The organism is Enterobacter sp. ECC-019 (assembly GCF_043974075.1).
GTDB lineage: Bacteria > Pseudomonadota > Gammaproteobacteria > Enterobacterales > Enterobacteriaceae > Enterobacter > Enterobacter asburiae_D.
Genome location: NZ_CP143759.1, coordinates 2,429,589 through 2,453,595, shown reverse-complemented (window position 1 = coordinate 2,453,595; position 24,007 = coordinate 2,429,589). Strand labels below are relative to the sequence as shown.

Here is a 24,007-nt window from a genome sequence, read left to right as displayed (position 1 = left end):
CCCTTATTACTTGGTATACTGAAGATGCTTTCAGAAAAACATGCATTGAACCTCAAAGCCGTTGTCTTCTAACACGCATTAAGGGGGTTATAATGGAAAAGAATAGTGAAGTGATCCAGACCCATCCACTTGTTGGCTGGGATATCAGTACCGTAGATAGCTACGATGCGCTGATGCTGCGTTTGCACTACCAGACCCCGAATCAACTCAACCGTGAAGAAGCGGAAGTTGGACAGACGCTGTGGCTAACAACAGACGTCGCCCGTCAGTTTATTTCTATTTTAGAGGCAGGTATTGCAAAAATAGAATCTGGCGACTATCAGGAAAATGAGTATAAACGGCACTAAGCTTATGCCCACTTTTCTCTCTACAGGCACCCTCGCGGTGCCTTATTTATTTCACCCTTGTCTAACCCCGCGTTGTTAATTACTCTGCTAAAAAAACGTCAGTTTACGAGATGCATATGAGATACGACTTAATCATTATTGGTAGCGGCTCCGTGGGTTCCGCTGCCGGTTATTACGCAACACAGGCAGGTCTGAAGGTCCTGATGATCGATGCCCATCTTCCTCCCCATGCAGAGGGCAGCCATCACGGCGATACCCGCCTCATGCGCCATGCGTATGGAGAAGGCGAGCGCTATGTACCGCTGGTGCTTCGCGCCCAGACGCTGTGGGACGAGCTGGCGAAACAGACCGAAGAGCGTATTTTCGAGCGTACCGGCGTTATCAACCTTGGCCCTGCCCATTCTGATTTTCTCGCCAGCGTCGAGCGCAGCGCAAAAGCCTTTAATCTGGATGTTGAGAAGCTGGACGCAGCGGGCGTTACCGCGCGCTGGCCTGAAATTACCGTCCCCGACGATTACATTGGTCTCTTTGAAGCCCACTCCGGCGTGCTGCATTGTGAAACGGCGATTAAAACCTGGATCGATCTTGCCGCGAAAGCCGGCTGTGCGCAGCTGTTTAACTGTCCGGTGGAGGCCATCACCCATGACGAGAATGGCGTCACGGTAACGACTATTGACGGCGACTATTCAGCGTCCCGCCTGCTCGTCAGCGCAGGAACCTGGATCACTCGCCTGCTGCCGGAACTGCCGATCCAGCCGGTGCGCAAGGTCTTCTCCTGGTTCCAGTCGGATGGACGCTACAGCGCGCAGAATAAATTCCCGGCCTTCACCGGCGAATTGCCGAATGGCGACCAGTTCTACGGTTTCCCTTCCGAGAAAGACGCGCTGAAAATCGGTAAACACAACGGTGGCCAGGCTATCTCCTCCCCTGAAGAGCGTAAGCCTTTCGGTGCCTTTCCACAGGATGGTTCGGAAGCCTTCTCGTTTCTGCGTACTATCCTTCCGGGCGTCGGTGGCTTGCTGTATGGCGCGGCCTGTACCTACGACAACACGCCGGATGAAGACTTCATCATTGATACGCTGCCCGGGCATGACAACACCCTGCTAATCACCGGGCTGAGCGGCCACGGCTTTAAGTTCGCTTCCGTGCTGGGTGAAATCGCCGCGCAGTTTGCCCAGGGTATCAAACCGCAGTTTGATCTGACGCCCTTCTCACTCTCGCGTTTTAACAGATAATCGGCACGGGCTCCGGATGTCCCGGGGCCCGTTTCATTCACACTGCATTACGGGGCGTTATGCGCAGGATCGTTAGCTTTCTGATGAATAATATTCGCGAGCATTTTATGCTCTATATCTTATTGTGGGCGCTGCTGGCCATTATTGATTTTGTTTACATTGTATTTTATTGAAAGCCCCGATTGACAATAATTGACATTTATTTAGCTTTATTGAAATTCTCAATTTCATCTTGCACGAAGACATTGAATTACCTTCATCAATCCTGTTCAAAAGCGCTGAAATAAATAAAATAAAAATCAATAGACAATTATTTCAGTTGCAATATCACATCTTCCCGTTCATTTTTACCCTTCGGTTAATTTGAAAATGGACATTCTGATGCAATTGCGTAACTCCTCCCGACGCTACGGAATAATATCCATAGGTTTGCACTGGATATTTGCTATTGCCGTCTACGGTATGTTTGGACTTGGGCTCTGGATGGTCACGCTCAGCTATTACGATGGCTGGTATCACCAGGCACCGGAGTTACATAAAAGCATTGGCGTCCTCCTGATGCTGGGGCTGGTTTTTCGCGTAATCTGGCGACATATTTCCCCGCCGCCCGCCGCGCCGAACACCCACAGCAAATTTACCCGCGTCAGTGCTGTTGTCGCGCATATCGCGCTCTATGCGCTGCTCTTCGCCATTCTTGTCAGCGGCTATCTTATCTCGACGGCGGACGGTAAGCCGATAAGCGTCTTTGGCCTTTTTGACGTCCCGGCAACGCTCAGCGATGCGGGCGCTCAGACTGACACCGCAGGGGTTGTTCACCTCTGGCTGGCGTGGAGCGTCGTGATCCTGTCTGTACTGCACGGGCTTGCCGCCCTCAAACACCATTTTATTGATAAAGACGATACGCTAAAGCGCATGCTTGGCCGCTCGTCAGTTGACTCTGGAGCATAAAATGAAAAAACACCTGCTGGGTATCGCATTGGGTTCTCTGTTATTCACCGCCGGTTCCGCCGTGGCGGCTGATTATAAAATTGATAAAGAGGGCCAGCACGCTTTCGTCAATTTCCGTATTCAGCACCTGGGATACAGCTGGCTGTACGGTACCTTTAAGGATTTTGACGGCACATTCACCTTTGACGAGAAAAATCCAGCCGCCGACAAGGTCAACGTGACCATTAATACCAACAGCGTGGATACCAATCATGCTGAACGTGATAAACATCTGCGCAGTGGGGAATTCCTCAATGTCGGGAAATACCCACAGGCTACTTTCACCTCCACGGAAGTGAAAAAAGACGGTGATAAGCTGAATATTACCGGCAACCTGACGCTTAACGGCGTAACAAAACCGGTCACGCTGGATGCTAAATTACTGGGTCAGGGTGACGATCCGTGGGGCGGTAAACGCGCAGGATTTGAAGCGGCGGGTAAAATTCACCTGAAAGATTTTAATATCACAACGGATTTAGGCCCGGCGTCTCAGGACGTTGAGCTGATTATTTCCGTTGAAGGTGTACAGCAGAAATCATAATAGATTCGCCCGGCAGGCTTTGGCCCTGCCGGGCGTTATTATCATTCCGGGTCAGGGATACCCAGTTTGGTATTCAGACGGCCGCGTGATTTATTGAAAATCTTGTTGCCGTTTTCGCGTCCTGCACGACGGCGACGCTGCTCTTCTTCCGGCAGGATGCTCTCTTCGCTGCACAGCTCGCTACAGCAGCCGTTAAACTTCTCGGCACAGGCCGGGCACTGAATAAACAGCAGATGACACCCGTCGTTTTTGCAGTTGGTATGGGTATCGCAAGGCGCACCGCACTGGTGGCACTGGGCAATCACGTCTTCCGAGATACGCTCCCCCATACGCTCGTCAAAGACAAAGTTTTTCCCGATAAAGCGCACCGGTAAACCCTGTTCACGGGCGCGGCGGGCATACTCGATAATGCCGCCTTCAATATGCCAGACCTTATTAAAGCCGTTGTGCTTCATCCACGCGCTGGCTTTCTCACAGCGGATACCGCCGGTGCAGTACATAACGATCTTTTTATCTTTATGTTCCTGCATCATCTCAACCGCTTTGGGCAGTTGCTCGCGGAAGGTGTCGGCCGGGATTTCCATCGCGTTCTCGAAATGCCCCACTTCGTACTCATAGTGGTTACGCATATCAATGAACACAGCATCCGGATCGTCCAGCATCGCATTCACTTCCGCAGCCTTCAGATATTCACCGACATCCGCCGCGTTAAACTCAGGATCGTCGATACCGTCCGCCACGATGCGCTCACGCACCTTCATGCGCAGCACCCAGAAGGATTTCCCGTCGTCATCCAGGGCAATGTTCAGGCGCAAGCCGTCGAGGGCAGGATCGAATTGATAAAGAGCGTCGCGGAAAGCACTGACTTTGCTTTCCGGTACGCTAATTTGCGCGTTGATGCCTTCACGGGCAAGGTAGACGCGGCCAAAGACGTTCAGGGCCGTGAACGCCTGATAAAGCGCATCGCGGGTCGCCTGCGGATCGTCGATGGTGAAATATTTGTAGAATGAGATGGTGGTGCGCGGTTCGGTTTCAGCCAACATACGCGCCTTTAACATCTCATTCGACACGCGGTTGTGTAACACTGGCATGGTGTACAGTCCTGGAATCGTTAGAGAGAATGAAAAATCGGTCGGCATCATATAGCAAACAAAACCAATTTACATCCATACAATTTACGCTACATTTCACACACCCTGATTAGTCAGGCTTAACAATTGCTGTATTCGTGCTCGCTTCGAAAGCAGATATTTTGGCTACGTCTCAAAAAATGAGACACTAGCAAAACAGGACGTTTGAAAACAGGAAAGACATGACCCAGTTACCAAAATTTACTGCCGCCCTTTTGCATCCCCGCTATTGGTTGACCTGGCTAGGCATCGGCTTTTTATGGCTTCTGGTACAGCTTCCCTACCCTGTTATTTTTCGGTTGGGTAAATTTCTGGGCCGTTTCGCGCAACTGTTTATGAAGCGTCGCGCCAGTATCGCGTACCGCAATCTTGAGCTGTGTTTTCCGCAGATGAGCGAATCAGAGCGTCACGATATGGTCTCGAAGAATTTCGAATCCGTCGGGATGGGGCTCATGGAAACCGGTATGGCGTGGTTCTGGCCGGACAAACGCATGGCCCGCTGGAGCGAGGTGACGGGGACCGGCATGGAGCCGGTGCATACGCTTCAGGCCAATCAGACGGGCGTTCTGCTTATCGGCATCCATTTCCTGACGCTGGAAATAGGGGCGCGCATGTTCGGCATGCAGGCGCCCGGCATTGGCGTTTATCGTCCTAACGATAACCCGGTCATCGATTTAATCCAGACCAACGGCCGCATGCGATCCAACAAAAGCATGATCGACCGTAAGGATCTGAAGGGGATGATCCGCGCGCTGAAATCCGGTGAAGTGGTCTGGTATGCTCCCGACCACGACTATGGCCCGCAGGCCAGCGTATTTGTCCCCTTCTTCGCCGTTGAAGAGGCCGCCACAACGACCGGTACCTGGATGCTGGCGCGCATGTCCAAAGCCGCCATCGTGCCTTTTGTTCCCCGCCGTAAGCCGGATGGTTCAGGCTACGAGCTGATGATGCTGGAGCCGGAACTTGCGCCGCCGCTTGATGATGCGGAAACCACCGCGCGCTGGATGAACAGCGTTGTGGAGAAGTGCATCATGCTGGCGCCTGAGCAGTATATGTGGCTGCACCGCCGTTTTAAAACGCGCCCTCAAGGCACGCCGTCCCGCTATTAATCCTCATGCGGTCCTCAGGGCCGCATGCCGTTTTAGCTTTAAAAGCTCCTCCTCATTGCGGCAATCATAACCCAGGCGCATAATTAGCAAGCTTATTACTTTATGCTTCAGGTGCTCTGCACCTCATTATGCGGATAGTTATGTCACCCTCAGATGCCCCCATAAACTGGAAGCGTAACCTCACGGTTGCGTGGCTTGGCTGTTTTCTAACCGGCGCGGCCTTTAGCCTCGTCATGCCCTTCCTCCCGCTCTACGTCGAACAGCTTGGTGTGACGGGCCACAGCGCACTCAATATGTGGTCTGGCCTGGTATTCAGCATTACGTTTCTCTTTTCCGCGATAGCCTCGCCCTTCTGGGGCGGCCTTGCCGACCGCAAGGGACGTAAAATCATGCTGCTGCGCTCGGCGCTGGGGATGGCCATTATCATGGCGCTGATGGGCGTGGCGCAGAACGTCTGGCAGTTTCTGATCCTCCGCGCGCTGCTGGGCTTGCTGGGAGGATTTATTCCCAACGCGAACGCCCTGATAGCCACGCAAATCCCCCGCCATAAGAGCGGCTGGGCGCTAGGAACACTCTCTACCGGCGGCGTGAGCGGGGCTCTGCTGGGACCGCTGGCAGGCGGATTACTGGCAGATAACTACGGCCTGCGTCCGGTCTTTTTCATCACCGCCAGCGTGTTGTTCCTGTGCTTTATCGTCACCCTGCTCTGTATTCGCGAAAACTTCACGCCTGTCGCCAAAAAAGAGATGCTCCACGCCAGGGAGGTGCTGACCTCGCTTAAAAATCCCAGACTGGTGCTAAGCCTGTTCGTGACGACAATGATTATCCAGGTGGCTACCGGGTCGATTGCCCCTATTCTGACGCTGTACGTTCGCGACCTGGCGGGTAACGTCAGCAATATTGCGTTCATCAGCGGGCTGATTGCCTCCGTACCCGGCGTGGCGGCGCTGCTGAGCGCCCCGAGGCTGGGAAAACTGGGGGACCGGGTGGGTCCGGAAAAAATCCTGATCTGCGCGCTGGTGATTTCCGTCCTGCTGCTTATCCCGATGTCGATGGTGCAAACGCCATGGCAGCTGGGCGTCCTGCGCTTTTTGCTGGGTGCCGCCGACGGCGCGTTGCTGCCCGCCGTACAGACCCTGCTGGTCTACAATTCCACGAACCAGATTGCCGGGCGCATTTTCAGCTATAACCAGTCATTCCGGGATATCGGTAACGTCACCGGACCGCTGCTCGGGGCCGGGATCTCCGCCAGCTTCGGTTTTCGCGCCGTATTTATCGTGACGGCGGGCGTCGTGTTGTTCAATGCCATTTATTCGTGGTTCAGTTTATCCCGCGCGTTACGGCCCGTGACGGAATAAGACGAACGCCTGACAGCTTATTTTCGCATTCATACTTGCAGAATCTTATATTCAGCTATTCTTTCCCTGAAACCTTCTGGAAAACAGGGAGACACCAATGACCATGTACGCCACGCTGGAAGAAGCTATTGATGCCGCTCGTGAAGAGTTCCTCGCCGACAATCCCGGCGTTGAAGAAGAAGATGCTGACGTGCAACAGCTTAATATCCAAAAATACGTTCTGCAGGATGGAGATATTATGTGGCAGGCCGAATTCTTTGCCGACGAAGGTGAAGAAGGGGAATGTTTGCCGATATTAAACGGTGAAGGTGCGCAGGCGGTCTTTGATGGCGATTATGACGAAATCGAACTTCGGCAGGAATGGCTGGAAGAGAACACCCTGCACGAGTGGGATGAGGGCGAGTTTCAGCTCGAGCCACCTCTGGATACAGAAGAAGGTCAAACCGCTGCCGATGAGTGGGACGAGCGTTAATTTACGCTATTCGTAAGGGCCGTGGCTGGCATCGATCGGCAGCAACAGCGTGTCGAAAATCAGCGAGAACGGCAGATCGAGCACGGTCAGGTAGCGCCATGCGGAATCACGGAGATCCCATTTCACGCCCGGGTAATACTGATTACCGTGGCCTTGCCCTGGAATGGTGCGACTGATGATACTGCCGCAGCCGCTGAGCAGGCATACCATCATGACGACGATGATTATTCTCATCTCTAGCCTCTAAAAAAATACCGGCCTCACAGCCGGTATTTTATCTGGCGGGTGGCGCTTCGCCTACCCGCCCTGCTTAACAACTTACTTCGCCTTCAGTGCAAGCGGATTCAGCTTCATGTCCTTATAGTAGTTCACCCACGAAGAGTATTTCTCCGGAGCGGACCACACGCGGTAATGAAGTCGCGCCATTGTCACCGGGTCGCTCAACAGCACCAGTCGACGGTCGCGGTTGAGTTTTTCCGGGGTCTCGTTAAGCGCCTGCTCAACGTGACGATCGCGAGCAATCTCCAGCACCTGGCTGGCACGGTGACGCGCCGTCGCCATTGCCGTTGCCAGGGCGTTGAATGACGGGTTAAACACGGCGTGCATGAAGCCGTCATCCAGCGAGCGACTGCGGTTCTGTTCCAGATAACGATCGGTATCCACCAGCACCTGCGGCGGAGAATACTCTTCCGGGATCAGGAACAGTTTCCAGCGTTTGGTACGCAGCCCCACCGTTGAACGGCTGGAGATCACGGACACAAACGGCGACAGGATCAGCGAGAAGACAATCGGCGCCAGCCAGAACAGGAAGCGCAGATCCAGCCAGGCCATCCCGGCCGCCCAGACCAGACCCAGCAGCAGCTGAGAACCGTGGCGCATAAAGGCTTCACTCCACGGCGTGGAGTCGTCATCACGCTGCGGCGAGTTCCAGACCACTTCCCAGCCCAGGAACGCGCTGACCACAAACACGGTGTGGAACAGCATACGTACCGGCGCCAGCAGCACGGAGAACAGCACTTCCAGCAGCAGTGAAAGGGTCACGCGGAAGAAACCGCCGTACTCTTTCGAGCCTTTGCACCAGATCAGGATGATACTGAGCAGCTTAGGCAGGAACAGCAGCACCATGGTGGAGGCAAACAGCGCAATCGCCAGCTCCGGACGCCACTGCGGCCACACCGGGAACAGCTGGCGCGGTTGCAGGAAGTATTGCGGCTCCGTCAGAGCATGGACGACCTGCAGCGCAGTGGAGAGTGCGAGGAACATAAACCACAGCGGTGCGGAGAGATAAGACATCACGCCCGTCAGGAACACCGCGCGGTGAACCGGGTGCATTCCTTTTACAAGGAACAGGCGGAAGTTCATCAGGTTACCATGACACCAGCGGCGGTCACGCTTGAGCTCGTCCAGCAGGTTCGGCGGCAGCTCTTCGTACGATCCCGGCAGGTCGTAAGCAATCCAGACGCCCCAGCCAGCACGACGCATCAGCGCCGCTTCTACGAAGTCGTGCGACAGAATAGAACCGGCAAACGAACCCTCGCCCGGCAGCGGCGCCAGCGCACAGTGCTCAATGAACGGTTTCACGCGGATAATGGCGTTGTGGCCCCAGTAGTGCGACTCACCCAACTGCCAGAAGTGCAGACCCGCCGTAAACAGCGGCCCGTAAACACGGGTGGCGAACTGCTGGCAACGCGCATACAGCGTGTCCATGCCGGACGCTTTTGGCGAAGACTGAATAATGCCCGCGTTAGGGTTGGCTTCCATCAGGCGCACCAGACCGCTCAGGCAGTCTCCGCTCATGACGGAGTCAGCATCCAGCACCACCATATAGCTGTACTGGTTACCCCAGCGACGGCAGAAGTCATCGATGTTACCGCTTTTACGCTTCACACGACGGCGGCGGCGGCGGTAGAAGATCTGACCTTCGCCCTGCACTTCTGCAATCAGCTCCATCCACGCTTTTTGCTCTGCAACGCAGATATCCGGGTTGTAGCTGTCGCTCAGGATGTAAACGTCAAAATGCTCCGCGTTGCCAGTCGCCTTTACGGACTCCCAGGTCGCACGCAGGCCCGCAAATACGCGGTCAACGTCTTCGTTACAGATAGGCATAATCAGCGCAGTACGGTGCTCGGGATTGAGGGGTTCATCCCCGACCGTTGACGCCGAAATGCTGTATTTGTCACGCCCCATCAGCAACTGCAGGAAGCCCATCAGCGCGGTCCAGAAACCGGCCGAGACCCAGCAGAAGAGGACAGCAAACAGCAGGAGAATGCCGCTCTGCAGGATATACGGCAGCAGCTGCATGAAGGAGACCCAGAGATCCTGGCCCATCATGTCCGTCGGGTTGATAAACGCCCAGCCCTGGTAAGGCAGGATGGTTTTCATATACCAGGTCGCGACGACGGTCTGCGCCAGCGTCAGAAGCAGCAGGATATAGCGACGGATTGTCCCCACAGTACGCCATTTCTGTTCGGACGCCTGCTCTTCTTTCGTCAGGCGCGACAGATAGCGCGGCGTGACATCACGCCCGCGCAGGCGATCCCAGAAGCGACCCACCGGGTTGGTGCGCCATGGGTCGGGGAACATAGAGGAACGCGTGGCCTTCGGCATCGCCTGAAGCTGATCGCGTCCTTCATCGTCTTTAATCAACTGCCCTTCCGCCAGCGAGTCCGGCCAGGCCTGCTCCAGACGCGCCTTGACTGACCCGAGCGGTGTATCATCATCACGAGAAAACGGATGATGTTCACCATCCAGCGCGGTGTGAACCGCGCGGATGTCGCTCTTAGGCAGTGCCGCTTTTTCGATATCCGTCAGCGGCATGGCATCAATATATTCAGATGTATTATTCATTGGCAGGTAGCTGATAGCTCCAGGTTTCACTCAGCGGCTGATCGTTACTGACCAGCGCAGCACGCATTTCAGTGGTCTGTTTCGGATCTTTCACTTTCACGCGCAGGGTCAGACGCCAGCCTTTGGTTACCGGGTTGTAACGCACGGTATTCTCAACGATTTCACCGTTATCACCGATGCTTGCCTGAGCGGCAACGGCGGTGTCCGGTGACAGTTTCTTCATATCCTGGCCCGTGAAGTCCACGACGAACGCCACGGTACCGTCAGGCTGACGGATAAGATTAGACTGCTTCACATCACCCGTTGAGCGGCGAGTCTGCATCACATACGCGTTATCCGGCGCATGCAGCTTATCTTCGTCGCGGCTGAAGGTAATGGTGTACTTGAAGTTCATCTCTTTACCGGCTTCCGGTAGTTGATCCGGCGTCCAGTAAGCGACGATGTTATCGTTGGTTTCGTCGTTGGTTGGAATTTCTACCAGCTCGACCTTACCTTTACCCCAGTCACCGTTTGGCGTGACCCAGGCGCTTGGACGCTGGTCATAGCGATCGTCCAAATCTTCAAAGCGAGAGAACTGACGACCACGCTGCAGCAGGCCGAAACCTTGCGGGTTTTCCATTGCGAAGCTGCTAACCGCCAGATGTTTCGGGTTATTCAACGGACGCCAGATCCACTCACCGTTACCGGCATGAATAGACAGACCGTTGGAGTCATGCAGTTCCGGGCGGAAGTTGGTTGCCGGAGACGGCTGGTTCGGCCCAAACAGGAACATGCTGGTCAATGGTGCAACGCCCAGTTTGCCCACTTTATCACGCAGGTAAACCTTGGACTGCACGTCAACCACCGTGTCACGACCCGGCATAATCACAAAGCGATAGGCACCGGTTGCACGCGGGGAATCCAGCAGCGCATAAATGGTCAGACGTTTATCCGTTGGTTTTGGACGCTCAATCCAGAACTCACGGAAACGCGGGAACTCTTCACCTGATGGCAGCGCGGTATCAATAGCCAGACCACGCGCTGAAAGCCCGTATACCTGCCCCGCGCCAATGACGCGGAAATAGCTGGCACCCAGCATGCTGACGATTTCGTCGTTTTTATCTTTGCTGTTGATCGGGTAAAGCACCTTAAAGCCTGCGAAGCCCAGGTCTTTCACCGTATCTTTGTCGTGTTGCACATTGCCAAAATTGAAATAATCCGGGCTGTATTTAATCTTACGAACCGCTGTCGCCGTCACTTCATTGATGGCAACAGGCGTGTCGAAGTACATACCCTGATGATAAAATTCAAGCTTGAACGGGGTTTTAATATTGCTCCAGTACGCTTTGTCGTGATTGAACTGGATCTGCTGATAGTCCGCATACTTCATGTCGCGGAAAACGGAGGGCAAGTTACTTTTCGGCGCTTCGTAGCTCTTGCCTGCCATCGATTTTGCCTGTTTTGCGACATCGTCGATGTTAAAGGCCAGTGCCGATGAGGTATACAGTGACAACACCACTGCAGCACCCAACCAACGCATTTTCATCATCTGTGGTTTATGTTTCATAATAAGTAAGCACTTCCCCCTTTGTGTGCTTATATCGATCCGATCCATTTTAATGGAAACTCAGGCAATCCGACAACATTATCACTGCTTTGTTCAGCTGCTGGCTCATGGATTAAGCAAATGAAAGAACCCGCTATTCACTTTGCGTGCTTATCCTGGAGACAGGGTGTCGGTCTTGGTGTAGGGTTGCCTTCGAATGTAACCATTATGAGTCTTAGGGATAAGACGAAAAGTCTGAGAATGCACAACGTTATATGAGCACATCACCAACAGAACGTGAATATTTCCTCGACTCGATCCGGGCATGGCTGATGTTATTGGGGATCCCCTTTCACATTTCACTGATTTACTCCAGCCACACCTGGCACGTGAATAGCCAGATGCCCTCCTGGTGGCTGACGCTGTTTAATGACTTTATTCACGCCTTCCGTATGCAGGTGTTTTTCGTCATATCCGGCTATTTCTCTTACATGCTGTTTCTGCGATACCCGCTCAAGCGCTGGTGGAAAGTGCGCGTAGAGCGCGTGGGGATCCCCATGCTGACCGCAATACCGCTGCTGACGCTGCCCCAGTTCATTATGTTGCAGTACGTGAAGGGCAAGGCGGAGAACTGGCCGAATCTGACGCTGTATGAGAAGTACAATACGCTGGTCTGGGAGCTGGTGTCTCACCTGTGGTTCCTGCTGGTCCTGGTGGTGCTCACAACGGTGAGCCTGTTGATTTTCAGCCGCCTGCGCCACCATCTGAGTACGACAGCCGACACTTTTTTCGCCAACGTTACGATGGGCAAACTGTCAGTGCTCTTCTTGCTGTTAGGGATTGCCTATGCCGCCGTGCGAAGGACCCTGCTTATCGTCTACCCGCCGATTTTGAGCGACGGGTTATTTAATTTTGTGGTAATGCAGTCCCTGTTCTACATTCCGTTCTTTTTAATCGGCGCGCTGGCCTTTATTCATCCGAAGCTTAAATCGCTGTTTGTCACCCCGTCACCGTGGTGCGCGCTGGGAGCCACCCTGGCGTTCGCGGCCTATCTGCTGAATCAGCGCTACGGTAGCGGCGACGCCTGGATGTATGAAACGGAAAGCGTGATCACTATGCTGCTGGGCCTGTGGATGGTGAACGTGGTATTCGCGCTGGGCCACCGTTTGCTGAACTTTAAGTCCAGCCGCGTGACCTACTTCGTTAATGCTTCGCTGTTTATCTATCTGGTGCATCACCCGTTGACGCTTTTCTTCGGGGCTTACATCACACCGCACATCGCCTCGAACACGCTGGGCTTCTTTACCGGGTTGGTGTTTGTGGTGGGGGTGGCGATCGTCCTCTACGAAATCCATCTGCGGATCCCGCTCCTGCGTTTCCTCTTTTCAGGAAAACCACCGGCGAAAGCCTCATAAACCACGCGGCGCACCCGATGCGCCGCGTTTGCTTCAGCTTTCCAGTTCTTGTCTGCGCTGAGTCAGAAGCCGCTGGTACAGATGCAGGGTGTCCTCGTCAAAACAGACAAAAATCACCTTCTCCGGCAGCGGTTTTAACGACAGGTAGCGGTAAACGGTTTCTACGGCGATCGTTGCGGCGGCGGCCTTAGGATAACCATACACGCCGGTGCTGATGGCCGGGAACGCCATCGTTGTATAGCCGTTGTCGGCGGCCAGTCGCAGACAGTTTCGGTAAGCCTCTTCCAGAATACTCGCTTCGTGCTGGTCCCCGCCATGCCAGACGGGTCCTACGGCATGAATAACCGCTCTGGCAGGCAGATTACCCGCAAGCGTAATCACCGCGTGACCGGGAGGACACTCGCCCTGCTGCTGCCGCACGGTTTTACAGGCTTCCAGCAGTTGCGGTCCGGCAGCCCGGTGGATAGCCCCGTCCACGCCCCCTCCCCCCATCAGGGATGGATTGGCCGCATTGACGATAACGTCGACGTGCATTGTCGTAATATCGCCATGAATAATGTCAATTTGCGGTTTCATAAAGCCCCTCTGCAACCCGCCATTTTCTTAAGTGTATCGCAGAGGAGACTGGGAGAAAAAACTATCAGAAAAAATCCTCTTCCACCGCAGGGCGGAAGAACGCGCATTAGCGATACTGGATTTCGACAACCGCGAGCGTTTTTTCAGGATTAAGGTATTTCATATTGAGCGTCACCAGGCTTGAGTCGCTCACTTTCCCGTTAAGCGCCTCTTCATAGCTGACCATACGCGTTTGCATACGGTTATTATTTGGACATGACATTTCAAACTGTTGCTTCTGGGGAGTGACTTCACAGGGGTCTGCGACAATGGCACCGCGAAAATGAATGACACCACCGTCAACAATTGTGGCCGAATAAGCCGGGATACTCAAAGCAGAAACGACCAGACCCAGACCTGCCGCGAGTCGAGCAAAATAGTTGTTCATTATAGGTACTCCTCAATGAAAATCGTCCATGAGGGGTAAACGCGCTTCATTTACTACGGCAAACGAAGTTTAACGTTACGGAACATAACGACCTGGTCCCTGATATCAGCATAGCTCAACGGTACAGACCCGCCACATTCGCAACGTATTGATTACATGAATGTTTATAGTGAACGTTCCGCTGGCGACCACTGTTGTGATAAATGTAGCGATTTACCGTCTGAAACGGTGACAACGATTTTTACCGTGTCTCCCGCGCTAATATTTAAACTCAGGCGCATTAAATCAATCGTCTGATTAGCGGGTATAAAAAGTGTGTTTTGCTGTCGGGAAGAACTTTGTCCTCCCTGCCCTTCTCGCAGAGAAACAATCTGAACCTGACAATCACACGATTGCGCCAGAGTGACCTGCGGAATAATGGTGGTCATATTTTCCTGCTGTGACGTTTTGAAGGTTATCTGGCTTGAAAGGGCGGCAAGGAGAATTAAGGTATTCATGATGAACTCCCGAAAAAAAACAGGGCTGATGCCCTGTTTTTTTGTAGCACAGATTTCAGTATCAGTACTGATGAGCCGATGCGTGGTTACCAAAACCGATCTGGGTAACGTTAACAGTCGAGTTGGACGCAGTCTGGTCTACGAGTGCACCGTTAAAGCCGCCGGACTGGCTAACATTCATAACGGATTTTTTACTGTTCCACTGATCAAGTGTTGCACTGTTGCCAAAACCTTTCTGGGTCAGGTTGATTTTACTGTCATCAGAACCCTGACCAACGTCAGCACCGTTAAAGCCACCGGTCTGGCTAATATTCAGGACGGAATTTCTGGCGTCTGTCTGCAGGGCAACCGCAGAGTTACCGCCACCGTTCTGATAAATATTCAGGGTTGAATTTGGGCCACTGTATCCACCGTGACCATGCCCATGACCCCATCCGCCCTGATTAATAGAACCCGCCATAGCACTACCAGAAACTACGATTGCTGCAAGTGCTGCCACTTTGATAAATTTCATGGTAAACCCCCATCGGATTGATTAAAGTCGTCGCAAAAGCGCTAATGTTGAATAACGTTAATAGCCATTTGCGACTGTTTCTGCACTACAACTGCGGTTTTCTGCGTACCGTACTGCGTAATATTTGCTCTATTACCCGACCCTTTCTGGATAATTTTCGCGCTATTACCGTATCCATCTTGCGTAATACCTGCATCATTCGCGTTACCGCTCTGATCGATCCAGGCTAAATTGTAACTCCCTGATTGATCAACTCTCGCTCTGTTACCTGCCCCATCCTGGGAAACAATGGATAAGAGCCTTGAACCGTCCTGGCGAACCTCAGCGTTATTAAAAACGCCCTGTTGACCAATAATGGCTGCCTGATTTAGTGATGAAAGACTTAATTCGTTAACCGCAAAGTTATATTCAGAGTTTGCCAAATCTGAATTCGCTGCGGCTACAAATCCAGGCGCACCCAGTAATGTAAACATCATAATTAACGATGCGTTTTTCATGTTGTCACCCTGGACCTGGCTATTTAATCACTCCATGTTTAAACGACTCGTATTGTGTTAACGCGTCGTTACGGTGAAGAGTATGTCCGCTGAAACATTTTAAATATCTCACCCGCGCGGCTTATTTTTATTTATCGAATCACCACAAAGTCGTAATTTACATCAAAAATCACTTTAATCAGGCCAGCTTATATTTTTTATTAAAGGTTTTTTGCGAAAGGGTTTTACAACGAGACGAAGGCTGTCCACGCGTCCTCCCGGGTTGTTTAAACGTAACGGCAAGAGAACATTTTTCTCAGTGCGTGACACGGAGCCTCTTTTCTTAAGCCAGACAGTCGCTCATTCGCGGGCTTAGAAGTTAGCTGAAACTCATACTTAATTATCGCCTTACAAAAATAACAAATAACATTAAAAATCAAGCCATTAAAAATATTTGTATGATTTTTAAAATCTGTGCACCTCTATTTATGTGTACAACTTTCTCATCATTTATTGCCATTCAAAACAACCTAATTTCACAATTTAATATTGATTTTTACATCCTGTTACATGTTTAACACTTGCTTTAAACTTCGTAAAAGCTAGATTGAAATTAGATGTACGAAATTGGTTTTATATTTACCTCCCTGTGGAGGTTATGGTCTGATTCTACACACAGCAGTGCAACATCTGTCAGTACTTCTGGTGTCCTCTTTTAAAAAGGAGGACAGCTGCCAGGTGCCAAAAAAAAGTGGGGTTTCATCATGTATAATGAAGTCCATAGTTTACATGGTCATACATTACTGTTGATCACAAAACCTTCTTTGCAAGCGACAGCGTTATTACAACATTTAAAGCAATCTTTATCACTGAACGGGAAATTGCATAATATTCAACGTTCTTTTGATGATATTGCACCTGGCAGCATCATTCTTTTCGATATGATGGAAGCTGATAAAAAGCTTATCCATTACTGGCAGGATATTTTAAGCAGGAAAAACAATAATATCCGCGTGCTATTGTTGAATACGCCTGATGAATATCCGTTCAGAGATATTGAAAGCTGGCCGCATATCAATGGCGTGTTCTACGTCACGGAAGAAGAAGACCGGGTGGTAGAGGGGCTGCAAGGTATATTGCGCGGAGAGTGTTATTTTTCGCAAAAGCTTGCCAGCTATCTCATCACGCATTCCGGAAATTATCGCTATAACAGCACAGAGTCAGCACTGCTCACGCACCGTGAGAAAGAGATCCTGAATAAGTTACGCATTGGTGCTTCAAATATTGAAATCGCCCGTTCGTTATTTATCAGCGAAAATACGGTAAAGACGCACCTTTATAATCTTTTCAAGAAGATAGCTGTGAAAAATCGAACTCAGGCGGTTTCGTGGGCAAACGATAACCTCAGGCGTTAATCACATGAAGCGCACGTTGAGTTGGATCGCCGCAGCGAGTTTCCTGCTCGCTGCTGGGAATCTGAAGGCCGTCGAGGTCGAAGTTCCCGGATTGTTAACAGACCACACTGTCTCGTCAGTCGGGCACAGTTTTTACCGTGCCTTCAGTGACAAATGGGACAGTACCTACACGGGTAATATAACAATCAACGAGCGGCCCAGTGCACGATGGGGAAGTTGGATAACAATAACGGCTAATCAGTACGTTATTTATCAAACGTTTTTATTCCCGACCAAAATAGACTTCGATAAAAACGTTGTCTTAGCACTGGCACAATCAGAAGACGCTATTAATCGCCTGCAAATAGATAAAGCCCTATTAAGCACCAGCGATTTAGCAAAAGACGAGTTCTAGCGAACCGATATGCGGAGGCTGTCATGCGTATTGCATATGCAGTTGTTTCGATAATGCTGATAACACCCATCTGTTGGGCCGGAAACATGACGTTTCAGTTCCGTAACCCTAACTTTGGCGGTAACCCTAACAATGGCGCGTTCCTGCTGAATGAAGCTCAGGCGCAAAACTCCTATAAAGATCCAAGCTTAAAGGATTTTAGCATTGATACCCCGTCCGCACTGGACAACTTCACTCAGGCCATCCAGTCGCAGATTTTAGGTGGGTTATTGACCAACATTAATACCGGTAAACCCGGGCGGATGGTGACCAACGACTTTATCGTTGATATCGCCAACACGGACGGACAGCTTCAGTTGAACGTAACCGATCGTAAAACCGGAAGAATCTCCACCATTCAGGTTTCCGGTCTACAAAGTAATTCAACTGACTTTTAAACAATAGCTAAATAAGGACAACGATCATGCAGCGCTTCCTGATATTTGTTGCAGTGTGCTTATTGAGCGGTTGTTTAACTGCTCCACCTAAAGAAGCTGCAAAACCAACATTAATGCCTCGGGCCCAAAGTTATCGTGATTTAACGCATTTACCTTCACCTACGGGGAAAATATTTGTCTCCGTATACAATATTCAGGATGAAACCGGACAATTTAAGCCTTACCCGGCAAGTAACTTCTCCACGGCCGTGCCGCAGAGCGCCACCGCCATGCTGGTTACCGCGCTCAAGGATTCGCACTGGTTTATTCCGCTGGAACGCCAGGGTCTTCAGAACCTGTTGAATGAACGCAAAATCATTCGTGCCGCCCAGGAAAATGGCACCGTCGCGGACAATAACCGCATGCCTCTGCAATCTCTGGCGGCGGCGAACGTGATGATTGAAGGATCGATTATAGGCTACGAAAGTAACGTTAAATCGGGTGGTGCGGGAGCACGTTACTTCGGTATCGGTGCGGATACCCAGTATCAGCTCGACCAAATCGCCGTTAACCTGCGTGTGGTTAACGTCAGTACAGGCGAAGTGCTCTCTTCGGTGAACACCAGCAAAACCATCCTGTCTTATGAAGTTCAGGCTGGGGTATTCCGCTTCATCGATTACCAGCGCTTGCTGGAAGGTGAAATCGGCTACACCTCTAACGAGCCGGTCATGATGTGTCTGATGTCGGCCATTGAAACCGGCGTGATCTACTTAATTAACGACGGTATTGACCGCGGGCTGTGGGATCTGCAAAACAAAGCAGACGTGCAGAACCCGATACTGGTGAAATACCGCGATATGTCAGTCCCTCCGGAATCCTGACAGGAAGCGCATAAAAAAGGCGAGATGATTATCTCGCCTTTTTTTATTCGCTCACTGCCGTGATGTTTTGCGCTTTTTCCCGCCGCGATGCCAGCCACAGTCCGCTGTTTTTCATGGCATAGCCAAACAGCAGCCCCAGCGCCAGCGAGGGGACTACCAGCTTCCAGTCCCCCTGCCCTGCAAAGGTCGCGCACGCCCCCATGAAGGTTCCCGGCACAAATGAAAGCAGCAGATGCTTAGCCTGGATGCACATTAAAAAGGCGACGACACCCGTCATGACGTATCCCAGGATTTCCAGATGCGGCGCCATTGCGCTGCCTTTCATGATCACCAGCGCCCAGATAACACCGCTCATCAGCGTGCAGCCTGAGATAAAGAGCCCTCTGACGCCTCCCTGCGGACAGGCGAAATAGGCGGTACAGCCGAGGAACCCGGCCCAGCTGAGCAATCCAAGAGACACGGCTACCCATCCCCAGAGCCCGGAGAGAATACCTGTCGTAATTGCGATACAAAGTAATATGTTCATGGCGCGCATCTTAGCAGAAGCGCACCATAGAAATGAGATCGGCAGCACATTACATGCAAATTGGAATGTTGAGTTGCAGAAATTATGTGACCTAAATCACTCTTCGTTCTCTTCTTCCAGCTCATCCCACATTGCCGCGATAGCGTCGCGGGTCAGCGGCGCCAGCGTTCTCCAGAATGGCGAGGTGGCATGCGCTTCAACTTTACCCAGGAATGTCCCGACCCACGGCAGCAGGTACGTTTCGAACAGGGTTCCGATGGCTTCGTTCTCATCATCACCGGCGTTGTCTTCGATCCAGGACGCCGCCAGCAGCAGCGTACCGATATGATCGGCTGGCGTATCGCTCAGCGGCATACCGCGCGTGGAGAGGAAAGCACGGACTTCCGCTTCCGTTGCCCCGTCCTGCCAGGCTGAACGGTATGGCGAAACGCGGCACTCATCGCCGACGAACAGCGCATTGTAGTCCGTCGCAATCTGCTGCATGTCGCAGCTTTTTTGCAGACGTTCCAGTAAATCATCCTGTTCCAGCGGCCAGTTCTGCGCCAGCTTGCCTTCACGGATTAACGTAAAAAGCGGAACCAGCAGCGGGTCTTGCGGCTGACGATAATAGAGCGTACCCAGCACGCGGCAGAGGATGGAAAACTCGTTCATTTTTATGATTCCATTACACAATTAAAGATCGGCAAATTCGGCAATCGGCTCCATTCCGCGCGACTCGAGGAAATCGAGCATGCGGCGTGGGGTCACGTTCAGGATTTGCGCTTCCGGGAAGTTAACATCATTCAGCACTTTCAGGCACTCGCTGAAATCACCGAGCGTAAACGCGGTATGAGAGTCTGAGCCCAACGCCACCATGCCACCCGCATCACGCACGGCGGCCGCCACGGCACGACAGTTGTCTTCGCTGCCCTTACGCGAGTGAACAAAGGAGGAGTTATTAATCTCCAGCGCCACGCGGTGTTTTGCTGCCGCCTGCGCGACAGCCTGAATATCAATCGGATACTTCGGGTTACCGGGGTGGCTGATAATGTGCACATTGCCGCTGGCAATAGCGGCAATCATCGCCGCGGTGTTGGTCTCTTTATCCTGAGGCGGGAAAACCGGCTCATGGAAACCGGCGAGAATAAGGTCAAGAGACGTCAACATCGGGCCGGTACAGTCGATCTCACCGTCGATATTTTTGATGTTTGCCTCAATGCCCCGCAGTATCCCAATGCCGTCCACCAGACGTGGCCAGATCCGCATATTCACAAAATGCCAGTAGTGCGGCGCATCCGCCATGTCCGGGCCATGATCGGTGATCGCGAACAGCTTAATACCTTTAAGCTTCGCCTGGGCAATATAATCATGGAGGTTACTATACGCGTGGGTGCTGGCGACGGTGTGCATATGCAGGTCAACGGGATACATCTCTCTCTCCTCTGCGGTTTTTCCAAAGGATAGCAGTTATCAGCGGCGAATATTAGCAAAAACCCGGCGAACGCCGGGTTTCTCTCAGTAGCCGCGCTGTCTGTCGACCTGCCCGGTGACCGCATGACCCTTTTCCATTTCGCTGATGGTATGGGATATGTAGGCCACCGCTTCTGCCGGACGCGTCACGGCAGCCACATGTGGCGTCATCGCGACGCGCGGGTGCTTCCACAGCGGGCTTTCCGCGGGCAGCGGCTCACGGCTATAGACATCCAGCATGGCGCCTTTTAGCTTTCCGCTGTCCAGCGCCTTCAGCAGATCGCCTTCCACGACATGGACCCCGCGCGCCAGGTTCATTAAATAGCTCTGCTCGGCTAACTGGTTCAGGAGAGTACTATTGATGATACCCACCGTTTCGGCGGTATTCGGCAGCAGGTTGATAAGCACGCGTGTCCCTTTCAGGAATGCAGGAAGCTCATCCGTTCCGGCAAAGCTCTCAACGCCCGGATAGTCCTTACGGCTGCGACTCCAGCAGCGCAGCGGGAAGCCCCACGGGGCGAGTGCTTCTGCCACTTTTGAGCCGAGCACACCTGCGCCGAGGATCCCGACGGTAAAATCTTCATGTCGATAATCCGGCAGTGGCTCCCAGTGGGCATGCTGTTTAAAGGCCTGATAATCGTCGAAGCGACGGAACCAGTGCAGCACCTGGCTGACGGCATATTCCTGCATTTGCTGGCCCATCCCGGTATCTTCCAGGCGGAACAGAGGGATCTCTTCCGGCAGCATTTCAGGGTGTGCCTTCAGTTTACTGAGAATCGAATCCACGCCCGCGCCCAGGGCGAAAACCGCCTTCAGTTTACGCCCCTGGAGCATTTCTACCGGAGGATGCCAGACCAGCGCATAGTCGGCATGTTCATTATCGCCACGCTTCCACTCGCGAACGCGTGCGCCGGGCAGCGCCGCCGAAAGTGCGTCAATCCAGTAAGCGGTATCAAATGTAGGGTGATAGAAGAGAATATCCATGGTCATTCCTGCCTTTTATTGCGCTGTTTTGTTTTCGTTTTCAAGTGGATTGCCAGCATAACAAATTTATCAGGAAACCGCGTTGCTGATAAAAGAGGCGCTTTGTGCACATTTAGGAGTCAGGTTGCTTGAAGTTTGTCTAAACGCGCTAAATTACTGAAAAAGTGAGTTGACGGCAGTTCGGCTTTTCCTTACATTAGCGCCCGTCCCGACAACAACGGGATGACAATATGGTGAGGTGTCCGAGTGGCTGAAGGAGCACGCCTGGAAAGTGTGTATACGGCAACGTATCGGGGGTTCGAATCCCCCCCTCACCGCCATATTTAAAGAAGAGCTCGCATGAAAATGCGGGCTTTTTTTTCGCATTTTGCACGCCTGCGGGGGGATGAGAATCCCCGACCGGGGTTCGACAACTGGCGACAGCCAGTTGGACAGACTGAGAGCGTAGCGAACAGGCTGCCCGCAGGGCGAGCGAAGCGAGTCAATCCCCCCTCACCGCCATATTTAAAGAAGAGCTCGCATGAAAATGCGGGCTTTTTTTTCGCATTTTGCACGCCTGCGGGGGGATGAGAATCCCCGACCGGGGTTCGACAACTGGCGACAGCCAGTTGGACAGACTGAGAGCGTAGCGAACAGGCTGCCCGCAGGGCGAGCGAAGCGAGTCAATCCCCCCTCACCGCCATATTTAAAGAAGAGCTCGCATGAAAATGCGGGCTTTTTTTTCGCATGTTGCACGCCTGCGGGGGGGATGCCGCAATATACACTATCGTTGGCAGGGTAAGGCCCAGACCGTACCCGGCAATTGCATCCCCTACTGAACCCCCTCACGAAGTTGTTTCATGTTGTAAAAGCAGCAGAAAATGAGTTATAGATGTCATATCCCAATTAGCATTACTCTTTTCAATTCTGATCAGGAATTTCTCATGCTAGATCTCTGTCTGGAATACCTAAAAGGAAGAATGGACCAATCGATAAAGAATGTTTTTGAATTATCTGATGACCTGGTGGTTGTCTCTCCACCAGCCGATCTTGATGGTTCTAAATCGCTAAAAATACAGAATAAAATCCTCATCTTTATTAGTAACATCGAAAAAGACTCCTTTTCCAAAAGTTACAGACCCGAAAACAGCCACAGCAGCAATCGATCGACTATTTCCTCAAAACCCCTCTTCATTACCATGACTGTCACGATCGCGGCCAACTTTGCTACTAGTCACTATACTGATGGATTAAAGGTGCTTTCCCACTTACTGGCATTCTTCAATCGTCATAACAATTTTACCCGCCAAAACTCCCCAGATCTACCGAGAGACATTGAACAGATTAATATGGAACTGGAATCTATACCGGGTGAACAGTTAAACCATATGTGGGGAATATTTGGTTCTCATTACCTGCCATCGTGTATTTATAGAGTGAGAGCGTTAATTCCTGATAGCGAAGCAATTTTGTCACAGGTTGGCAGGATTCATGTCTCAGACACTGATTTAACAAAAAGAGAGAACTAAATGACACACTATCAATCCATCCTGGTCATTAATGTAAGGCATGAATACTATAACGCGCGCAAAGATGAATTAGCCCCTGTAGAGGTCTGCCCCGCTCAGACAACACAGCATTTACTGAGACAATACGGTATGTTGTTAAGATCCGGCCCCGGATTCGCACAATTAATAGTAGAGAAAGAATTATTTAGCGACCTTGCTTCGCTAACTCATGATTTTCATCTCAGATTTTATCTCGTCAGCACCGACCCTGTACTCAGAAGCATCACCATAATGCCAAATATGTTTGATATCTCACACGTCAATGCAGTATTAGTTGATGATATCAATCTGAACCTCACGGCCAGCAACTGGATGGGAATAGATGATTTAGATCAAGGCGATACTTTCCACCCCTCCGTTATTTGTAGAAGAAATTTAATCGGCGTTCTTGACATTCATATTCCTGACAGTCACTTCACGCTGGAGAAAAAATCAATAACCATCCATTTCAAAACCATATCAACCTATTGGAAGTACTACATTTTCTTACAAGGAAAGAAGAAAGACATGAATCTTTCCTGCCCACCAAATGATGCCCTTTCATTCACTGAACAGGAAGATGAAATAATCTCAGGCAAAACTGCCAAGATTTTTCTTTCAAACAATGAAATTCCATTGACCAAGTCTTATGGCGATTCAGTGTCGCTATCACTGGAGAATAAAATCTTTATTAAAACACTACCTTATCCAGTTCCTGAGAGAACCTCAACGTTATTTACCGAAGAAAAAACAAAATTAATCTCTCACATTTACGTTAACTAACGCTCGGATACCTATCCTATTTTCATATTGCCCATATGAGATGTCACCCAGTGAACTGTTATCAAGCGCAGCCCATGTCGCTTCGATTATGATTCATGATATATTGTATTTTTATGATTTAAACAATACTAAAGTTTACTTAAGCACACGTAAACTACTCCATTACCCTTTAAACGC

At 51.5% G+C, this 24,007-nt stretch carries 28 protein-coding genes, 1 tRNA gene and 2 other RNA genes; 18 read left to right on the top strand and 13 right to left on the bottom strand.

All coding sequences use genetic code 11. The features are described 5' to 3' along the window. The first annotated feature begins 92 nt into the window (after positions 1-92). From bssS to V1566_RS11485, 5 genes are all read left to right on the top strand, one after another. Positions 93-347, top strand: coding sequence for a biofilm formation regulator BssS (gene bssS / locus V1566_RS11505; RefSeq protein ID WP_008500827.1), 255 nt, complete (start codon positions 93-95; stop codon positions 345-347). Between the two features lie 116 nt (positions 348-463). Then, the gene (solA, locus tag V1566_RS11500) at positions 464-1,582 is read left to right on the top strand and encodes an N-methyl-L-tryptophan oxidase (protein ID WP_395303370.1); all 1,119 of its coding nucleotides are present in this window, start codon (positions 464-466) and stop codon (positions 1,580-1,582) included. 59 nt (positions 1,583-1,641) lie between these two features. Next, complete coding sequence (locus tag V1566_RS11495; protein ID WP_032638658.1) at positions 1,642-1,755, top strand: YceO family protein; 114 nt, start codon at positions 1,642-1,644, stop codon at positions 1,753-1,755. A 208-nt stretch (positions 1,756-1,963) separates the two neighbouring features. Then, the gene (locus tag V1566_RS11490) at positions 1,964-2,530 is read left to right on the top strand and encodes a cytochrome b (RefSeq protein ID WP_395303369.1); all 567 of its coding nucleotides are present in this window, start codon (positions 1,964-1,966) and stop codon (positions 2,528-2,530) included. Between the two features lies 1 nt (position 2,531). Further along, entirely contained in the window at positions 2,532-3,110 is a 579-nt protein-coding gene (locus tag V1566_RS11485) for a YceI family protein (RefSeq protein WP_024909002.1), read from the top strand. 41 nt (positions 3,111-3,151) lie between these two features. Here the strand turns inward: V1566_RS11485 and V1566_RS11480 are convergent, their stop codons facing one another. Then, positions 3,152-4,201 carry a rhodanese-related sulfurtransferase gene (locus tag V1566_RS11480; protein ID WP_395303368.1) on the bottom strand — a complete coding sequence of 350 codons (1,050 nt, stop codon included), beginning with the start codon at positions 4,199-4,201 and terminating at the stop codon, positions 3,152-3,154. 221 nt (positions 4,202-4,422) lie between these two features. Here V1566_RS11480 and V1566_RS11475 point away from each other — a divergent pair, with 221 nt between their 5' ends. From V1566_RS11475 to V1566_RS11465, 3 genes are all read left to right on the top strand, one after another. Beyond that, the gene (locus tag V1566_RS11475; protein WP_395303367.1) at positions 4,423-5,349 is read left to right on the top strand and encodes a Kdo(2)-lipid IV(A) acyltransferase; all 927 of its coding nucleotides are present in this window, start codon (positions 4,423-4,425) and stop codon (positions 5,347-5,349) included. A gap of 140 nt (positions 5,350-5,489) precedes the next feature. Then, positions 5,490-6,707 (top strand): multidrug efflux MFS transporter MdtG, encoded by a 1,218-nt coding sequence (gene mdtG / locus V1566_RS11470; RefSeq protein WP_193940013.1) that lies wholly within the window; start codon positions 5,490-5,492, stop codon positions 6,705-6,707. 97 nt (positions 6,708-6,804) lie between these two features. Continuing rightward, entirely contained in the window at positions 6,805-7,179 is a 375-nt protein-coding gene (locus V1566_RS11465; RefSeq protein ID WP_395303366.1) for a MysB family protein, read from the top strand. A gap of 6 nt (positions 7,180-7,185) precedes the next feature. On the opposite strand, the gene V1566_RS11460 is transcribed toward V1566_RS11465, so the two are convergent. The 3 genes from V1566_RS11460 to mdoG all read right to left on the bottom strand — a co-directional run bounded on the left by V1566_RS11460 (position 7,186) and on the right by mdoG (position 11,572). Then, complete coding sequence (locus tag V1566_RS11460) at positions 7,186-7,413, bottom strand: YceK/YidQ family lipoprotein (protein ID WP_395303365.1); 228 nt, start codon at positions 7,411-7,413, stop codon at positions 7,186-7,188. Between the two features lie 84 nt (positions 7,414-7,497). Continuing rightward, positions 7,498-10,026, bottom strand: coding sequence for a glucans biosynthesis glucosyltransferase MdoH (gene mdoH / locus V1566_RS11455; RefSeq protein WP_395303364.1), 2,529 nt, complete (start codon positions 10,024-10,026; stop codon positions 7,498-7,500). Next, entirely contained in the window at positions 10,019-11,572 is a 1,554-nt protein-coding gene (gene mdoG / locus V1566_RS11450) for a glucans biosynthesis protein MdoG (RefSeq protein ID WP_021240787.1), read from the bottom strand. The genes mdoH and mdoG overlap by 8 nt, the downstream gene beginning before the upstream one ends. A gap of 254 nt (positions 11,573-11,826) precedes the next feature. Between mdoG and mdoC the strand changes: the two genes are divergently transcribed. Beyond that, positions 11,827-12,966 (top strand): glucans biosynthesis protein MdoC, encoded by a 1,140-nt coding sequence (gene mdoC, locus V1566_RS11445; RefSeq protein ID WP_395305935.1) that lies wholly within the window; start codon positions 11,827-11,829, stop codon positions 12,964-12,966. 33 nt (positions 12,967-12,999) lie between these two features. Here mdoC and ymdB read toward each other — a convergent pair whose 3' ends face one another. The 5 genes from ymdB to csgB form a co-directional block, all read right to left on the bottom strand. Beyond that, positions 13,000-13,542, bottom strand: a complete 543-nt coding sequence (gene ymdB / locus V1566_RS11440) for an O-acetyl-ADP-ribose deacetylase (protein ID WP_395305934.1) — start codon at positions 13,540-13,542, stop codon at positions 13,000-13,002. A 106-nt stretch (positions 13,543-13,648) separates the two neighbouring features. Next, positions 13,649-13,969: a type 1 fimbrial protein gene (locus V1566_RS11435; protein WP_395305933.1), complete on the bottom strand. Its 321-nt coding sequence runs from the start codon at positions 13,967-13,969 to the stop codon at positions 13,649-13,651. 164 nt (positions 13,970-14,133) lie between these two features. Further along, complete coding sequence (gene csgC, locus V1566_RS11430) at positions 14,134-14,466, bottom strand: curli assembly chaperone CsgC (protein ID WP_032658052.1); 333 nt, start codon at positions 14,464-14,466, stop codon at positions 14,134-14,136. A gap of 61 nt (positions 14,467-14,527) precedes the next feature. Further along, positions 14,528-14,980 carry a curli major subunit CsgA gene (gene csgA / locus V1566_RS11425; protein WP_039261729.1) on the bottom strand — a complete coding sequence of 151 codons (453 nt, stop codon included), beginning with the start codon at positions 14,978-14,980 and terminating at the stop codon, positions 14,528-14,530. A 41-nt stretch (positions 14,981-15,021) separates the two neighbouring features. After that, positions 15,022-15,477, bottom strand: a complete 456-nt coding sequence (gene csgB / locus V1566_RS11420) for a curli minor subunit CsgB (protein ID WP_395305932.1) — start codon at positions 15,475-15,477, stop codon at positions 15,022-15,024. A 743-nt stretch (positions 15,478-16,220) separates the two neighbouring features. Here csgB and csgD point away from each other — a divergent pair. From csgD to csgG, 4 genes are read left to right on the top strand one after another with little or no spacing between them, the layout of a single operon-like run. After that, positions 16,221-16,871: a biofilm master transcriptional regulator CsgD gene (gene csgD / locus V1566_RS11415; protein ID WP_090417387.1), complete on the top strand. Its 651-nt coding sequence runs from the start codon at positions 16,221-16,223 to the stop codon at positions 16,869-16,871. 4 nt (positions 16,872-16,875) lie between these two features. Continuing rightward, on the top strand, positions 16,876-17,265 hold the full coding sequence (gene csgE, locus V1566_RS11410; RefSeq protein ID WP_048991542.1) for a curli production assembly/transport protein CsgE: 390 nt from the start codon (positions 16,876-16,878) through the stop codon (positions 17,263-17,265). 23 nt (positions 17,266-17,288) lie between these two features. Further along, positions 17,289-17,702: a curli production assembly/transport protein CsgF gene (csgF, locus tag V1566_RS11405; RefSeq protein WP_395305931.1), complete on the top strand. Its 414-nt coding sequence runs from the start codon at positions 17,289-17,291 to the stop codon at positions 17,700-17,702. Between the two features lie 26 nt (positions 17,703-17,728). Continuing rightward, complete coding sequence (gene csgG, locus V1566_RS11400; RefSeq protein ID WP_257258079.1) at positions 17,729-18,562, top strand: curli production assembly/transport protein CsgG; 834 nt, start codon at positions 17,729-17,731, stop codon at positions 18,560-18,562. A gap of 43 nt (positions 18,563-18,605) precedes the next feature. On the opposite strand, the gene V1566_RS11395 is transcribed toward csgG, so the two are convergent. From V1566_RS11395 to ghrA, 4 genes are all read right to left on the bottom strand, one after another. After that, positions 18,606-19,088, bottom strand: a complete 483-nt coding sequence (locus V1566_RS11395) for a DUF1097 domain-containing protein (RefSeq protein ID WP_395305930.1) — start codon at positions 19,086-19,088, stop codon at positions 18,606-18,608. A 96-nt stretch (positions 19,089-19,184) separates the two neighbouring features. Next, positions 19,185-19,739 (bottom strand): molecular chaperone, encoded by a 555-nt coding sequence (locus V1566_RS11390; RefSeq protein WP_213328277.1) that lies wholly within the window; start codon positions 19,737-19,739, stop codon positions 19,185-19,187. Between the two features lie 21 nt (positions 19,740-19,760). Further along, on the bottom strand, positions 19,761-20,498 hold the full coding sequence (locus tag V1566_RS11385; RefSeq protein ID WP_395305929.1) for a phosphatase: 738 nt from the start codon (positions 20,496-20,498) through the stop codon (positions 19,761-19,763). Between the two features lie 84 nt (positions 20,499-20,582). Next, a complete protein-coding gene (gene ghrA, locus V1566_RS11380) occupies positions 20,583-21,521 on the bottom strand; it encodes a glyoxylate/hydroxypyruvate reductase GhrA (protein ID WP_395305928.1) in 939 nt (312 codons plus the stop codon). 232 nt (positions 21,522-21,753) lie between these two features. Between ghrA and V1566_RS11375 the strand changes: the two genes are divergently transcribed. The 5 genes from V1566_RS11375 to V1566_RS11355 all read left to right on the top strand — a co-directional run bounded on the left by V1566_RS11375 (position 21,754) and on the right by V1566_RS11355 (position 23,830). Next, positions 21,754-21,841, top strand: a tRNA-Ser gene (locus V1566_RS11375). A 44-nt stretch (positions 21,842-21,885) separates the two neighbouring features. Further along, positions 21,886-22,022, top strand: a non-coding RNA gene (locus V1566_RS11370) — RtT sRNA. Positions 22,023-22,066: 44 nt separating this feature from the next. Then, positions 22,067-22,203, top strand: a non-coding RNA gene (locus V1566_RS11365) — RtT sRNA. A 241-nt stretch (positions 22,204-22,444) separates the two neighbouring features. Continuing rightward, positions 22,445-23,029, top strand: a complete 585-nt coding sequence (locus tag V1566_RS11360) for a DUF4255 domain-containing protein (RefSeq protein ID WP_395305927.1) — start codon at positions 22,445-22,447, stop codon at positions 23,027-23,029. Beyond that, entirely contained in the window at positions 23,030-23,830 is an 801-nt protein-coding gene (locus V1566_RS11355) for a hypothetical protein (RefSeq protein WP_395305926.1), read from the top strand. It abuts the gene before it with no gap. Positions 23,831-24,007: the final 177 nt, after the last annotated feature.

Coding starts and splice junctions, on each gene's coding strand:
- bssS (WP_008500827.1), top strand. CDS start 93: ATGGAAAAGAATAGTGAAGTGATCCAGACCCATCCACTTGTTGGCTGG.
- solA (WP_395303370.1), top strand. CDS start 464: ATGAGATACGACTTAATCATTATTGGTAGCGGCTCCGTGGGTTCCGCT.
- V1566_RS11495 (WP_032638658.1), top strand. CDS start 1,642: ATGCGCAGGATCGTTAGCTTTCTGATGAATAATATTCGCGAGCATTTT.
- V1566_RS11490 (WP_395303369.1), top strand. CDS start 1,964: ATGCAATTGCGTAACTCCTCCCGACGCTACGGAATAATATCCATAGGT.
- V1566_RS11485 (WP_024909002.1), top strand. CDS start 2,532: ATGAAAAAACACCTGCTGGGTATCGCATTGGGTTCTCTGTTATTCACC.
- V1566_RS11480 (WP_395303368.1), bottom strand. CDS start 4,201: ATGCCAGTGTTACACAACCGCGTGTCGAATGAGATGTTAAAGGCGCGT.
- V1566_RS11475 (WP_395303367.1), top strand. CDS start 4,423: ATGACCCAGTTACCAAAATTTACTGCCGCCCTTTTGCATCCCCGCTAT.
- mdtG (WP_193940013.1), top strand. CDS start 5,490: ATGTCACCCTCAGATGCCCCCATAAACTGGAAGCGTAACCTCACGGTT.
- V1566_RS11465 (WP_395303366.1), top strand. CDS start 6,805: ATGACCATGTACGCCACGCTGGAAGAAGCTATTGATGCCGCTCGTGAA.
- V1566_RS11460 (WP_395303365.1), bottom strand. CDS start 7,413: ATGAGAATAATCATCGTCGTCATGATGGTATGCCTGCTCAGCGGCTGC.
- mdoH (WP_395303364.1), bottom strand. CDS start 10,026: ATGAATAATACATCTGAATATATTGATGCCATGCCGCTGACGGATATC.
- mdoG (WP_021240787.1), bottom strand. CDS start 11,572: ATGAAACATAAACCACAGATGATGAAAATGCGTTGGTTGGGTGCTGCA.
- mdoC (WP_395305935.1), top strand. CDS start 11,827: ATGAGCACATCACCAACAGAACGTGAATATTTCCTCGACTCGATCCGG.
- ymdB (WP_395305934.1), bottom strand. CDS start 13,542: ATGAAACCGCAAATTGACATTATTCATGGCGATATTACGACAATGCAC.
- V1566_RS11435 (WP_395305933.1), bottom strand. CDS start 13,969: ATGAACAACTATTTTGCTCGACTCGCGGCAGGTCTGGGTCTGGTCGTT.
- csgC (WP_032658052.1), bottom strand. CDS start 14,466: ATGAATACCTTAATTCTCCTTGCCGCCCTTTCAAGCCAGATAACCTTC.
- csgA (WP_039261729.1), bottom strand. CDS start 14,980: ATGAAATTTATCAAAGTGGCAGCACTTGCAGCAATCGTAGTTTCTGGT.
- csgB (WP_395305932.1), bottom strand. CDS start 15,477: ATGAAAAACGCATCGTTAATTATGATGTTTACATTACTGGGTGCGCCT.
- csgD (WP_090417387.1), top strand. CDS start 16,221: ATGTATAATGAAGTCCATAGTTTACATGGTCATACATTACTGTTGATC.
- csgE (WP_048991542.1), top strand. CDS start 16,876: ATGAAGCGCACGTTGAGTTGGATCGCCGCAGCGAGTTTCCTGCTCGCT.
- csgF (WP_395305931.1), top strand. CDS start 17,289: ATGCGTATTGCATATGCAGTTGTTTCGATAATGCTGATAACACCCATC.
- csgG (WP_257258079.1), top strand. CDS start 17,729: ATGCAGCGCTTCCTGATATTTGTTGCAGTGTGCTTATTGAGCGGTTGT.
- V1566_RS11395 (WP_395305930.1), bottom strand. CDS start 19,088: ATGAACATATTACTTTGTATCGCAATTACGACAGGTATTCTCTCCGGG.
- V1566_RS11390 (WP_213328277.1), bottom strand. CDS start 19,739: ATGAACGAGTTTTCCATCCTCTGCCGCGTGCTGGGTACGCTCTATTAT.
- V1566_RS11385 (WP_395305929.1), bottom strand. CDS start 20,498: ATGTATCCCGTTGACCTGCATATGCACACCGTCGCCAGCACCCACGCG.
- ghrA (WP_395305928.1), bottom strand. CDS start 21,521: ATGGATATTCTCTTCTATCACCCTACATTTGATACCGCTTACTGGATT.
- V1566_RS11360 (WP_395305927.1), top strand. CDS start 22,445: ATGCTAGATCTCTGTCTGGAATACCTAAAAGGAAGAATGGACCAATCG.
- V1566_RS11355 (WP_395305926.1), top strand. CDS start 23,030: ATGACACACTATCAATCCATCCTGGTCATTAATGTAAGGCATGAATAC.